Genomic DNA, 12773 nt, shown 5'->3' with positions numbered 1-12773 from the left:
GCAGTCCGCCGGGCGACACCTTCCTCACAGCGCAGTGATCGGAAGCGTTAGAAAGGCGCAATCACATGTCTCACCAACAACAAGCAGCAACGATCAGACCGAACGAACAGCCCCCGTCGTTGAGGGCCGCGGCAAGTTCGTTCCTCGGAACCACTGTCGAATGGTATGACTATTTCATCTACGGCACAGCCGCCGCACTCGTCTTCCCACATGTCTTCTTCGACAACCTCGGACCTACGATGTCCACGGTCGTGTCGCTGGCGTCTTTCGCCGTAGCTTTTCTTCTGCGGCCGCTCGGCGGGGTCATATTCGGCCATTATGGCGACAAGGTCAGCCGTAAGAAGATGCTCATCATCACCCTTCTCGGAATGGGCATCTGCACCGGCCTCATCGGGTGTATCCCCTCAATCGACACTATTGGGATTTGGGCACCGGTTCTCCTCATCCTCCTCCGCGTTGTGCAGGGATTCATGCTCGGTGGCGAATGGGGTGGCGCTGCACTCATGTCAGTCGAACACGCCCCAGCGCACCGCCGCGGCTTCTACGGAAGCTGGATGCAGGCAGGGGTCCCCGCCGGGCTCCTCATTTCCTCGGGAGTCTTTGCCTTGGTCTCCAGCCTGCCCGACGAGCAGTTCCTCGTCTGGGGCTGGCGAATCCCGTTCCTTGTCGCTTTCCTACTTATGGGAATCGGAATGTACATCCGTCTCAAAGTGGTCGAACCAGAGGTCTTCACCAAGATCGAGGACAAGGGAGAGAAGGCCGCCCGCCCAATCGTCGAAGCGTTCAAACACGCATGGCAGAAGATCATCTGGCTATCGCTGCTCCAGAGCGCCTCGAACGTCGGCTACTTCCTCATCACCGTTTACAGCCTCACCTACATCACGGAAGTCCTTGACCTCCCCCGCAGCGTCGGAACCACGGCTCTCCTCTTCGGGGCAGCAGTCGATCTTGTCATGCAGGTATTCTTCGGGTGGCTCTCGGACAAGATCGGCCGCCTCAAGGTCTACATCTCCGGCGTGATCTTCCTCGGACTCTTCGCCTTCCCGTTCTACCTCATGCTCGATTCGCGGAACGAAACACTCATCATTCTCGCTTTCGTCCTCGGTCTGGGCATCGGCCACGCTTCCGTTGGTTCGCTGCACGGAGTCATCTACGCCGAGCAGTTCCCCACCCGCTACCGGTACTCGGGCGCCTCGGTCGCATATCAGACCGCTGGCATCATCTCGAGCGGTCCGACACCGCTCATCGCAGCGTCCCTCGTGGCGGCTACGGGCACGAGCAATGCAGTGGCCTGGTACGTCGTAGGAGCAGCCGTCGTCAGTTTCATCGCCGTGACGATGCTCAAGGAAACCTATCGGGCATCGATCGACTACTGAACCGACACGACGTCGCCGCTGAGCCCACAGCAATGTCACGACACACCTCCTAGAAAGCAGAACCTTGCCTACGACTACCGACACATTCGGCAATCCGATCGACCCTGTCGCCGGGTTCGCCCGCGGCACAATCATCAAGTCAGCCACCGAAGAGGGGCTCCGACTCAAAAACGGCCAACGCATAGCAGCACAACGCGTTGCACAGAGCGGTCCGGAATCTATCTCGATCTTCAGCGGCAACCAAAGAGACTTCCCTATCCGTGCGCAGGACATCCATACCCATTGCGAAGAGTGGGTCGGACCAGGAATATTCGCCGAAGAGCTCCATCGCGCTGCACTCGCGCATCTCGGCGGCGATCCAGCCAACCAAGTAGCCGTCTTCAACCGAACAAGCGCTGGAATCATTGCCAGCATCATCGCACTCTCGGATTCCTCACCCGTCGTCTCGATCTCACCGAGGCGAGGCCGCTCACATGCCTCGGTCGTGCACGGCGCAAGACTGGCCGGTGCAGAACTCGTCTCGGTCCAGATCGACGATGCCTGGGAGGAAGCTATTGCCAAGCATTCTCCGGCTCTCGTCATTGTCACAACAGTGACCAGTGGTCTCGAGCGCATGAACGACAGCGACATCGCTGGTGCGGTGGCACGAGCACACGAAAACGGCGCTATTGTCCTGCTCGATGAAGCCTATGGCGCACGTCTGCGTCCGGTGCTCTACGATGGCAAGCTCTCGCTGGATCTTGGCGCCGATCTGTCGGTGACGAACTGCGACAAGGCCGGCCTGTCGGGCCCCCGCGCTGGTCTGCTCATGGGCCGCGGAGACTTTGTGGCGAAGGTCGCCGCCACCGGCGCGAGCTTCGGTATGGAAGCACGCGCCCCAATTGCGGCTGGAGCGCTACGGTCTCTCCAAAACTTCCAGCCGGAGCTCCTGCGGCAAGAAGCTCGAGAAGGACAGGAATTAGCGGCCGCTTTATCCGAGCAGTACCCGGCCGATGTAGTGCACACCAGCGACCTCGGACCCATGGTGCTCGAAGACGACGTACTCGCTGACATCCTCCGCAGAGCCAGCCTTGACTCTACGAAAATTGTGCCGGCCGAGGCGACCTCAGCGCTGGGTACTCTGCTGTTGCGCGACTACGGAATCCTTACGGTCAACACGCACGGGCAGCCAGGAGCCCGCGTATCGCTCCGCCTCAAACCTACAACCGGGGCAATAGCCCGTGTCGGAGGAGTCACTGCGGTCGCTGAGGCAGTAGCAGCAAGCTCTCAGAAACTCGCAGACATCATTACCGACCATAACCAGGTCGCTGAACTCATTGTGGGAGGAAAAGGATGACGAAAAACTTCAGCCCGATCGACGAGAGGCTCGACCGGCTCGTTACGCTCGATCTCGGCGGACGTGGGGTGGAGCACCTGTATCAGGCGGCTCGTCATCGCATCGACCAGCCACTGGTCGGGGCAGCAGCTGACGCCCTCGCTTCTGTCCCAAACGGATCCACCGTACTGATAACAACGGGATCGGTTTCCCGTGCGTGGATCTCTCCGGAAGTTGGAGAGAACGATGGTCCAGCAGGAGCGGCAGTTGTGGCTCGAGCCCTCTCCATCTCGGCCAGCGTTCTGCCCGTCCTCGTGGCCGAGGCGACTTTGCTACCGGGAATTGCTTCAATGCTCACGAGCGCCGGCCTCACCGTGCTTCCACTCGAGCAGGCTCGGATCGCCGCCGCAGATTCCTCTCTCGCGGTAGCTTCGGTGGTTCCATTTCCTGTCACAGACGAGGAGGCACCGGCTGCCTCGGCAAGGCTCCTCGACGAAATTGACCCATCTCTTGCATTCTCGACTGAGCGGGTGGGACGAGCTTCAGATGGCGTGTACTACAGCATGCGCGCTATCGATTACGGAATGGGGCGTGCGCGCATCGACTTGCTCTGGGACGCTGCGCGAGAAAGAAAGATTCCGACAGTGGCCGTCGGGGACGGCGGAAACGAAATCGGCATGGGACTCATCGCTGAAGCCGTGCACGCTTACGTCCGCTTCGGCGACACGATCTGTGCAACTTCCGAGACGGACATCCTCGTACCGGCCGCGTGTTCGAACTGGGGCTGCTACGGCATAGTGGCATCGCTGGCAGCGCGCCTCGGCGACGCGCGACTGGTTCATACCGCCGAGGCGGAGTCTCGACTCCTTCAGCGAGGTACAGATCTCGGGATGATCAATTCAGTCGCAGGGGTCATCGACAGCAACGTCGACGGAATACCTGCACAAACACACGTCGCCCTTGCTGAGATGGTGCACGCTGCTGTCCGCAACGCAATCTAACTGGACGGCGACAAAGACTGCCGATTGAGCGATGACGTCTTGAACGTCCGCATCCGAAGAGGAAGCAACTTCCACGCAAGAGGGCAGGGTCAGTTCCGGCAGACATCCTTCGAGGTTCGGGTGCGGCATAAATAGGATCCTGCAATCGTGATCCTGCGACGTCTTCTTGAGTTCGGCCGAGTTGAGAATACCCATCCACCGATTCAGGAACTCTCCAGGTCAACAAAGTCGTTCTACGACGAATCGGGTTATCGATGCTATCTCGCATCGATAACCCGATTGGCCGTTGAACGACGGGGAGCACGAACTAGACCGGCGCTCCGCCCCAATCCCCTGCGGCTAGACGACCTCAGCCCGCGTTCGCGTCCGCGGTGAGGTGAGCACGCGCCTCGGCGAGCATTGCCTCACGGGTCGCGATCTTTACCCGTTCACGCCCCTCGGCCTCGCCGAGGGCCTTCTCCGCAGCCTCGAGCCGGTGGTAGCCTTCCCAGTCCGCGAAGTCGACGCCCTTGGACTCGAGCAGCTCGACGATCGACTCCTCCCCCGCGTACAGGGGGTCGGTGAGCGCACCGGCGGCCTGATCGTCGAGGATGTGCCCGATCGTCTCCAGGGCATCACCCTTCGTGTGCCCGATGAGCCCGACGGGTCCCCGCTTGATCCACCCGGTCGTGTACACGCCGGGGATGACGTCCGCCTCGGCAGCCTGCGTCTGATCGTCCGTGTCGACGACACGGCCCTCATGATTGGGGATGACCCGCTTGGCCTCGTCGAAGGGCAGCTGCGGCAGCTTCGTGCCCGCATACCCGACCGCCCGGTAGACGGCGTCGATGTCCCAGTCGTGGAACTGCCCCGTCCCCGTGACCCCACCGGTTCCATCGAGTTCCTGACGTTCCGTGCGCAGCCCGGTCACCCGATCCTCGCCGAGGATTGCCACCGGTGCGTGGAGGAAGTGCAGGTGCAGCCGGCGCTTGGCTCCGGTCTCCTCCCGCATCGCAAAGTCCGTGAGCGTCTTCGTCACCTGCTTGACCTGGTTACTCGACTCGATGGCCTCGAGCGACCCTTGATCGAACTCGTAGTCCTCGGGATAGACGATGATGTCGACGTCCTCGACCTGACCGAGCTCACGCAGCTCGAGCGGAGTGAACTTCGCCTGCGCAGGACCACGCCTGCCGAACACATGGACATCGGTGACCTTCGAGGACTTCAAGCCCTCATAGACGTGATCGGGAATCTCCGTCGTGTGCAGGTCATCGGCCTGCTTCGCGAGCACCCGAGCCACGTCGAGGGCGACGTTTCCGTTGCCGAGCACAGCGACCTTCTCCGCATCCAGTGGCCACGTCTGGGCGACATCAGGATGCGCGTCGTACCAGTTGACAAAGTCGGCGGCACCATAGGAACCGGGCAGGTCGATGCCGGGCAGCGACAGGGGTGCGTCGACGAAGCAGCCGGTGGAGAAGATCACCGCATCGTAGCGGTCGGTGAGCTCGCCGAGGTTGATGTCGGCCCCGTATTCGACGTTGCCGAACAGGCGGATGTCACCACGGTCGAGGACCTTGATGAGCGCATTGATGATGCCCTTGATCCGCGGATGGTCGGGGGCGACACCGTAGCGGACGAGCCCGAAGGGAGAGGGCAGGCGTTCGAACAGGTCGATGCTCAGTTCCAGGTCATGTTCGGCCTTGGTCAGCAGGTCGGCGGCGTAGATGCCGGCGGGACCGGCACCGATAATGGCCACTCTGAAGGGAATAGCGGGCATGGTTTTCCTTGATCAGTCGGAGGTGAGCGAAGTGTCGCTCGTCGTCATTGAGAAGTCAGTCGCGGGGTGTTCAGTCGTCCGCGCTCTGCGGCGGCAGAGCTGCGATGAAGGGATGGTCTTTGTCGACAACCCCGTGGGCGGCAGCTCCGCCCGGGGAGCCGATGTCGTCGAAGAATTCGACGTTCGCCTTGTAGTAGGCCTCCCACTCATCAGGCACATCGTCTTCGTAGAAGATCGCCTCGACGGGGCACACGGGTTCACACGCTCCGCAGTCGACGCATTCGTCGGGGTGGATGTAGAGGGAGCGAGTGCCTTCGTAGATGCAGTCGACCGGGCATTCCTCGATGCAGGCTCGGTCCTTCAGGTCCACGCACGGCTGGGCGATGATGTAGGTCATGGGTTCCTCACGAGTTCGGATGCCGATGCGGCAGGCTCGGTCGCCTGGGTGAACGCACCATCGGCGTAGGGGCTCAAGGTCACGACATCACCGGCGACGATCACGGCCGGTGACCGGACGCCTCGGCGAGCCGCGCGGAAGGCGATGTCGCCGAGGGTGCCGATGGTCACTCGTTGGTTCTCACCGAATCCGTCTTCGACGATCGCGACCGGGCAGTCGTCGCCGCGCCCGGATCGGGCGAGCACCATCGCCGAGTTGATGAGTGTGCCCACTCCCATGAGCACGACGACAGTGTGGTCGCGTCCCCCGCCGATCTCGCTGAGCTGGTCGTGACCGGTCACGACCGTGTACGAGGTGGCGACGCCTCGGTGGGTGAGCGGGATTCCGGCGACCGCGGGAACGGAGTTCGCGCTGGTCACCCCGGGAACGACGCGGACATCGACTCCGGCGGCCCGGCAGGCGATGACCTCCTCTCCCCCACGTCCGAGGACGAACGGATCCCCGCCCTTGAGACGGACGACCCGACGGCCGAGCTTCGCCTGTGTGATGAGGATGTCGTTGATCCCGCTCTGCGGCACCGGATGGTGCCCCGGCAGCTTGCCGACGTCGATGATCTGCGCATCGAGGGGTGCACCACGTTCGGTTTCGAGCTGATCGATGACCGATCTGGCGCCGAGGCGGTCGGCCACGATGACATCGGCGCGTTCCAATGCGCGCAGACCGGTGACGGTGAGCAGTCCGAGATCGCCCGGTCCGGCACCGACGAGCAGCACCGTGCCCGGCTGCTGTGGGAGGAAGAGTGTCATGACTGGTCCTCGGTGGATTCGGGGGTGGGGGCCACCTCGGGGGTGTGGATTCCCGCAGCGAGGGTGTTGCCCGACTGCGGGTCGATGACGACGAAGGCTCCGGCCGTGCCGTGGTCGCGGAAGTCCGGGACCGGCAGCTCGGCGGACAGCTTCACCCGGGCCAGGCCGATGTCGTTGCCGGCGAGCACCTCGGCGGGTTCGGTCTCGGAGGTCTCGAGGTTGCGTTTGGCCTCGATGGTGACGATCCCCTTCACGGTCGTCGTCCCCGTCTTGATGAGCACCCGATCCCCCGTGCGCAGGCCCTCGGCGGTGAAGGGGAACACCTCGGCGCGCAGTTCCCGGCGCGGGGTGGGCAGGGTGCCGGCCGCGGCGATGACGCTGCCACGGGCGGTATCGACGTCATCGGCCAACCGCAGCGCCACCGACAGCGGCGCACTCGCGGTCTCAAGGGGACCGCTGGCGGTATCGATGCCGGTCACCGTCGTTTTCAGCCCGGCGGGGTGGATCTCGATCTCATCGCCGAGGCTGACCCGCCCGGCCGTGATCTGTCCGGCCACCGCCCGGTAGTCCCGGAATTCCTCGGGGTCGAGTCCCGGTGCCAGTCCCCCTTGCGGACGGAGCACGGTCTGCACGTCGAGGCGGAAGGCCTCGAGGTCGGCGGTGTCTTCGTCCGTGCTCGGCAGGGTCTCGAGGAGTTCGAGCAGCGCCGGACCGGAGTACCAGGGAGTGTTGTCCGAGGTGGTGGCGACATTGTCCCCGGCCAGGGCGGAGATCGGAATGAGATGCGGGGTCTCGAGGCCGATCTCGTCGGCGAGTGCCTTGATGTCGTTCTCGACCGTCTCGATCGCCGCCTGGTCGTAGTCGATGAGGTCGATCTTGTTGACGGCGATGATGACGTGGCGGATGCCCAGTCGGGAGACGACGGTGAGGTGCCGGCGGGTCTGTTCGGTCGCGCCGGTGCGGGCGTCGATGAGGACGACGACGGCATCGGCGGTCGAGGCTCCCGTGACCATGTTCCTGGTGTACTGCACGTGTCCGGGGCAGTCGGCGAGGATGAACGAGCGACGGTCGGTGGCGAAGTACCGGTAGGCGACGTCGATGGTGATGCCCTGTTCGCGTTCGGCCCGCAGACCGTCGGTGAGCAGAGCGAAGTCGAACTCACCTCCCAGGAATCCGCGTTCCCGGCTGGTGGCGGTCACGGCGGCGAGCTGGTCGGCGAGGATCGCCTTCGCATCGTGGAGAAGCCGGCCGACGAGCGTGGATTTCCCGTCGTCGACGGATCCGGCGGTGGCGAAGCGCAGCAGCGTCTTCGTCGTCGTATCCAAGGTCGGCGTCGCCTCGGTGGCGGTTGTTTCGGTGGTGGTTGTCGTCGTCATCAGAAGTACCCGTCCTTCTTGCGGTCTTCCATCGCCGCGGCCGAGATCCGGTCGTCGGCGCGAGTGGCTCCGCGCTCGGTCACAGTGGTGGCGGCCACCTCGGCGAGGATGGACTCGAGGTCATCGGCGCTCGATTCGACGGCACCGGTGCAGCTCATGTCGCCGACGGTGCGGTAGCGGACCTTCTTGGTCGTGACGGTCTCGCCGTCGCGCGGGGTGGAGAATTCGCCCGTGGCCCACCACATGCCGTCGCGCTGGAAGACTTCGCGATCGTGGGCGAAGTAGAGCTCGGGCAGTTCGATGCCTTCGCGTGCGATGTAGCTCCACACGTCGAGTTCGGTGAAGTTCGAGATCGGGAACACGCGCACGTGTTCGCCGGGCAGGTGACGGCCGTTGAAGAGGTTCCACAGTTCGGGGCGCTGGCTGCTGGGGTTCCAGCCGCCGAATTCGTCACGCAGGGACAGGATCCGTTCCTTCGCCCGGGCCTTGTCCTCGTCGCGGCGGGCACCGCCGAAGACGGCGTCGAACTTCCCGCCGGTGATGGCGTCGAGCAGCGGCTGGGTCTGCAGGGTGTTGCGGGTTCCGTCAGGGCGTTCGCGCAGGCGACCGTCGTCGATGTAGTCCTGGACCTTCGCCACCGTGAGATCGAGGCCGTACTTCTCCGCCGTCTCGTCACGGAAGCGGATGATCTCGTCGAAGTTGTGTCCGGTGTCGACGTGGAGGAGTCCGAACGGGATCTTCGCCGGCCAGAACGCCTTCGCCGCGAGGTGGAGGACCGTCACGGAGTCCTTGCCGCCGGAGAACAGCAGTACGGGACGTTCGAACTCGGCGGCGACCTCACGGATAATGTGGATCGCTTCGGATTCGAGGACGTCGAGGGTGGACAGGCTCGCACCCGAGTTGTGGGTGGGCGCCGCCTCGGTGGTGGTGTGGGTGTCGTGGTTGAACTGGGTGTCGATGCTCATGTGTGGAGTCCGCATTCTGTTTTGGTCGATCCGGCCCACCGGCCGGCGCGGGGGTCTTCCCCTTCGGCGACGGGGCGAGTGCAGGGCTGGCAGCCGATCGACGGGTACCCCTGGTCAAGCAGCGGGTTGACCGGGACGTCGAAGGCGCGGGAGTAGTCGAGGAGGTCATCGAAGGACCACGCGGCCAGTGGGTTGACCTTGACGAGTCCGTTCTTCTCATCGAAGGTGATCAGCGGCGTATTCGTCCGGGTCGGGGCCTCGTCACGGCGGACTCCGGTGAACCAGAGTTCGTAGCCGTTCAGCGATTTCTTCAATGGTGCGACCTTGCGGCGGGCGCAGCACAGGCCCGGGTCACGGGCGAAGAGGTCCTTGCCGAACTCGGCGTCCTGCTCTTCCACAGTCTGCTCCGGGAGGACGTCGACGATGTGGACGTCGACACGGCGGGCCACCTCGTTGCGGGTGTCATAGGTCTCCCGGAAGTGGTAGCCGGTGTCGAGGAAGAGGACGTCGACTCCGGGCTGGTACTGGGCGACGTAGTGAGGCAGGGCGGCGTCGGCCATCGAGCAGGCCACGGCGCAGGCCGCGGTGTCGAAGTTCCTGGACACCCAGCGGATGACGTCGGCGGGGTTGGCCTCGGGAACACCGTTCTCCGGGTCACCGGCGAGTTCACGGGCACCCGCCTCGGCGAGGGCCTTGAGTTCCTCGATGGGGCGGGTCATACCAGTTCCTCCTCGTCAACGCGGTGGGCCCATTCGGAGAACGTCTCGGTTTCGCCTCGCCCGGCGAGGAAGCGACGGACGAGCTTCTCGACGTAGTCGCTGAGGTTCTCGGCGGTGACCTTGAGTCCGCGGACGGTGCGGCCGAGTCCGGCCTCGTCGCGGTCTTTCGAGGCCAGGCCTCCGCCGACGTGGACCTGGAATCCGGGGACCTGTTCGCCTTCGTCGGTGGTGACGATCTGGCCTTTGAGCCCGATGTCGGCGGTCTGGATGCGGGCGCAGGAGTTCGGGCAGCCGTTGAGGTGGAAGCTGATCGGGTGGGGCAGCTCCTCGATGTCGGCGAGGCGCTCCTCGAGCTTCGTGATGGTGTCGGCTGCGGTCTGCTTGGTCTCGACGATGGCGAGTTTGCAGTATTCGATGCCGGTGCACGCGATCGTCGAGCGGCGGAAGAGGTCCTTGCGGCTGGAGAGGCCCAAGGCGTCAAGCTCGGCGACGACGGCTTCGACGTCCTTCTCCTCGATGTCGAGGAGGAGGAACTTCTGGTGCGGGGTGGTGCGCAGGCGGGTGGAGCCGTACTTGTCGGCGAGATCGGCGACCTGGCCGAGCAGGGTGCCCGAGACGCGGCCGACGACGGGGCTGACCCCGATGTAGTAGCGACCGTCGGTCTGCTTGTGCACGCCGACGTGGTCGCCGGCGGTGATCGGCTTGGCCGGTGCCGGGCCGTCGGCGAGTTTGTATCCGAGGTATTCGGTCTCGAGGATCTCGCGGAACTTCTCCGGCCCCCAGTCGGCGAGCAGGAACTTCAGGCGGGCCTTGTTGCGCAGGCGGCGGAAGCCGTAGTCGCGGAAGATCGAGGTCACTCCCAGCCAGGTTTCGACGACCTGGTCGGGGGCGACCCAGGCGCCGAGGCGTTCGGCGAAGCGGGGGACGACGGACAGGGCGCCGCCGACCCAGAGGTCGTAGCCGATGCCGTGTTCGGGGTGTTCGACGGCGACGAAGGAGCAGTCGTTGATCTCGTGGACGACGTCCTGGCTGGGGTGGCCGGTGATCGCGGTCTTGTATTTGCGGGGCAGGTTCGACAGGCTCTGGTCGCCGATGTAGCGGCGTGAGATCTCTTCGATCGCCGGTGTAGGGTCGATGAGCTCGTCGGCGGCGATGCCGGCGACGGGTGAGCCGAGGATGACGCGGGGGACGTCGCCGCAGGCTTCGGTTGTCTGCAGGCCGACGGCTTCGAGTCGGCGCCAGATCTCGGGGACGTTCTCGATCTCGATCCAGTGCAGCTGGATGTTCTGGCGGTCGGTGAGGTCGGCGCTGTCGCGGGCGAATTCGGTGGAGATGTCGGCGATCGTGCGCAGCTGCTCGGTGGTGAGCTTTCCGCCGTCGATGCGGACACGCAGCATGAAGTACTCGTCCTCGAGCTCATGCGGCTCGAGCTTCGCGGTGCGGCCGCCATCGATTCCGGGTTTGCGCTGCGTGTACAGGCCCCACCAGCGGAAGCGGCCGTGCAGGTCGTCGGAGTCGATCGACGAGAATCCACGTTTGGAGTAGATGGTCTCAATCCGGGCGCGAACGTTGAGGCCGTTGTCTTCGGCCTTGTCGATCTCGTTTTTGTTCAACGGTTCATGGCCGTCGATCTTCCACTGCCCATTGGACTTCTTCGGGCGGGCGGGCCGCTTTGTGGCCTGTTTACCTGCCGTTTCCTTGTTCTCTTCCACCTGAGTGGACATTGCTGTCTCCAAACGCTGAGGGGAACCAGTGATGAATCACGCTACATGAATGACGAATTGCTCAACCAATTACCGAAGGGTTTGTGTCACGAAGTGACATATGGTGTCACGGCCTGCCGTGTATGCGGTCAGGCGTTGAGCATCTGTGGGGTGAAGTTGTGGGGTTGAGTGTGAGGTTGGACGTAGGCAGGACAGCCACCTTCGACATGGGCGCCACCGGGCCCACTGTTGCGGCCGGCCGCGAGAACACCGTCACGAACTTGGCCGCGGATGCCCTCTCGGACTCGGTCGCGGACGATGTCAACGAGTTTCGGCGGGACGGCGGACGTGGTGCCGCCTCCGGTGAGAAGCGGCGGGGCGAGGAGGCCGGTCGAGTCAGTGCCGCCCTCTACGTGCTTGCGGGCGAGGTCGTCGAAGAAACCGGGGGCCAGCAGGTAGTTCGCGAGCACGGGTCGGGCACCGCGACTGCGGTTCTGTCCGACGAGGTCTTTCAACGGTACTCCTCCGCCGGCAAGGAAGCCGACCTCGACGGGGCGCTCGAGTTCTGCGGCCAGCAGCCTGCCCATCTCCCGGCAGGATTCGTTGGCCCGCTCGTCGCTCGATCCGGCAGCGGCGAGGATGACGTCGTCGCCGCTCTTCAAGAGCGGGAGTCGATCGGCGAGGATCTCTGCAAGCCTCGGGTCGGGCCCGAGCGTGGGCGTTCGTCGAACGTCACGGCTCGATTCAGCGGCACGGTCAACCGCCTCAGCGAGGTCGACATGGACGTGATACCCCGGCGAGAGCAGGAGCGGCACGAGGATGACCGGACGGTCGGCGGGCAGTCGGGCGATCACCTCGTCGACGTCGGGTTTTTGGACGTCCACGTGCCCTAGCATGACTTCGTCGGCGATCCCGCGAATGCGCAGGTCCGTGGCGATCTCTGTCGCGAGTACTTCGATGAGGACCTGCCCGGTCGGCGATGAGGTTCCGTGGGAGATCAGGCCCACCGACGGCAACCCTGTCATTGCGCCCGCTCCTCAGCGTTTCTCTGCGCGAGCCTCTGCACCCGTTCCCGCACCTGCCCCGGGGCCGTCGAGGTCACCGGGCAGGCTGATTGCTCAACGACTGAGCAACCAGGGCGAGCAGTGATCGTTTGGATTGAATGCATTCGCATAGCGTAACCCATCCGCCTCGGCGTCGCATACAGGCTGTTCATCAGCGAAATATCGACATTCGACGTCATCTTTCGACATACGGCGACCGAGTTCGTAGGATTGCTGCCGATTTTCCTTTCTGCTCAACAGTTTCGCTAGTGTGTGTTGTCAACGCGTCTTTGCGTCGCTGGCACCGTCCGCATCT

General features: G+C 64.0%; 11 protein-coding genes. 3 read left to right on the top strand and 8 right to left on the bottom strand.

The genetic code is table 11. The features are described from left to right. Window positions 1-65: 65 nt before the first annotated feature. The 3 genes from AC239G_RS02920 (at window position 66) to AC239G_RS02910 (ending at window position 3692) form a co-directional block, all read left to right on the top strand. A complete protein-coding gene (locus AC239G_RS02920) occupies window positions 66-1376 on the top strand; it encodes an MFS transporter (protein ID WP_487489756.1) in 1311 nt (436 codons plus the stop codon). 64 nt (window positions 1377-1440) lie between these two features. After that, entirely contained in the window at window positions 1441-2712 is a 1272-nt protein-coding gene (locus AC239G_RS02915; RefSeq protein WP_487489755.1) for an aminotransferase class I/II-fold pyridoxal phosphate-dependent enzyme, read from the top strand. Continuing rightward, a complete protein-coding gene (locus AC239G_RS02910; protein ID WP_487489754.1) occupies window positions 2709-3692 on the top strand; it encodes a glutamate cyclase domain-containing protein in 984 nt (327 codons plus the stop codon). Before AC239G_RS02915 ends, AC239G_RS02910 begins: the two co-directional genes overlap by 4 nt. A 349-nt stretch (window positions 3693-4041) precedes the next feature. Here AC239G_RS02910 and AC239G_RS02905 read toward each other — a convergent pair whose 3' ends face one another. The 8 genes from AC239G_RS02905 to AC239G_RS02870 form a co-directional block, all read right to left on the bottom strand. Then, window positions 4042-5448, bottom strand: a complete 1407-nt coding sequence (locus AC239G_RS02905; RefSeq protein ID WP_487489753.1) for an FAD-dependent oxidoreductase — start codon at window positions 5446-5448, stop codon at window positions 4042-4044. Window positions 5449-5518: 70 nt separating this feature from the next. After that, on the bottom strand, window positions 5519-5845 hold the full coding sequence (gene fdxA, locus AC239G_RS02900; RefSeq protein WP_487489752.1) for a ferredoxin: 327 nt from the start codon (window positions 5843-5845) through the stop codon (window positions 5519-5521). After that, window positions 5842-6651, bottom strand: coding sequence for a uroporphyrinogen-III C-methyltransferase (gene cobA, locus AC239G_RS02895; protein WP_487489751.1), 810 nt, complete (start codon window positions 6649-6651; stop codon window positions 5842-5844). The genes fdxA and cobA overlap by 4 nt, the downstream gene beginning before the upstream one ends. Then, window positions 6648-8027, bottom strand: coding sequence for a sulfate adenylyltransferase subunit 1 (locus tag AC239G_RS02890; RefSeq protein ID WP_487489750.1), 1380 nt, complete (start codon window positions 8025-8027; stop codon window positions 6648-6650). The genes cobA and AC239G_RS02890 overlap by 4 nt, the downstream gene beginning before the upstream one ends. Next, entirely contained in the window at window positions 8027-8992 is a 966-nt protein-coding gene (cysD, locus tag AC239G_RS02885; protein ID WP_487489749.1) for a sulfate adenylyltransferase subunit CysD, read from the bottom strand. The genes AC239G_RS02890 and cysD overlap by 1 nt, the downstream gene beginning before the upstream one ends. Then, on the bottom strand, window positions 8989-9711 hold the full coding sequence (locus AC239G_RS02880; protein ID WP_376905578.1) for a phosphoadenylyl-sulfate reductase: 723 nt from the start codon (window positions 9709-9711) through the stop codon (window positions 8989-8991). The genes cysD and AC239G_RS02880 overlap by 4 nt, the downstream gene beginning before the upstream one ends. Next, window positions 9708-11435 carry a nitrite/sulfite reductase gene (locus AC239G_RS02875; RefSeq protein ID WP_487489748.1) on the bottom strand — a complete coding sequence of 576 codons (1728 nt, stop codon included), beginning with the start codon at window positions 11433-11435 and terminating at the stop codon, window positions 9708-9710. Before AC239G_RS02875 ends, AC239G_RS02880 begins: the two co-directional genes overlap by 4 nt. A 128-nt stretch (window positions 11436-11563) precedes the next feature. Then, window positions 11564-12439 carry a sirohydrochlorin chelatase gene (locus AC239G_RS02870; RefSeq protein ID WP_487489747.1) on the bottom strand — a complete coding sequence of 292 codons (876 nt, stop codon included), beginning with the start codon at window positions 12437-12439 and terminating at the stop codon, window positions 11564-11566. Window positions 12440-12773 lie beyond the last annotated feature (334 nt).

This window comes from Brevibacterium sp. Lmc1, from assembly GCF_057654315.1.
This window is presented reverse-complemented; position numbering and strand designations above follow the sequence as displayed.

Bases quoted from the DNA above. Each gene is read 5' to 3' on its own strand.
- AC239G_RS02920 (WP_487489756.1), top strand. From the start codon at position 66: ATGTCTCACCAACAACAAGCAGCAACGATCAGACCGAACGAACAGCCC.
- AC239G_RS02910 (WP_487489754.1), top strand. From the start codon at position 2,709: ATGACGAAAAACTTCAGCCCGATCGACGAGAGGCTCGACCGGCTCGTT.
- AC239G_RS02905 (WP_487489753.1), bottom strand. From the start codon at position 5,448: ATGCCCGCTATTCCCTTCAGAGTGGCCATTATCGGTGCCGGTCCCGCC.
- fdxA (WP_487489752.1), bottom strand. From the start codon at position 5,845: ATGACCTACATCATCGCCCAGCCGTGCGTGGACCTGAAGGACCGAGCC.
- cobA (WP_487489751.1), bottom strand. From the start codon at position 6,651: ATGACACTCTTCCTCCCACAGCAGCCGGGCACGGTGCTGCTCGTCGGT.
- AC239G_RS02890 (WP_487489750.1), bottom strand. From the start codon at position 8,027: ATGACGACGACAACCACCACCGAAACAACCGCCACCGAGGCGACGCCG.
- cysD (WP_487489749.1), bottom strand. From the start codon at position 8,992: ATGAGCATCGACACCCAGTTCAACCACGACACCCACACCACCACCGAG.
- AC239G_RS02880 (WP_376905578.1), bottom strand. From the start codon at position 9,711: ATGACCCGCCCCATCGAGGAACTCAAGGCCCTCGCCGAGGCGGGTGCC.
- AC239G_RS02875 (WP_487489748.1), bottom strand. From the start codon at position 11,435: ATGTCCACTCAGGTGGAAGAGAACAAGGAAACGGCAGGTAAACAGGCC.
- AC239G_RS02870 (WP_487489747.1), bottom strand. From the start codon at position 12,439: ATGACAGGGTTGCCGTCGGTGGGCCTGATCTCCCACGGAACCTCATCG.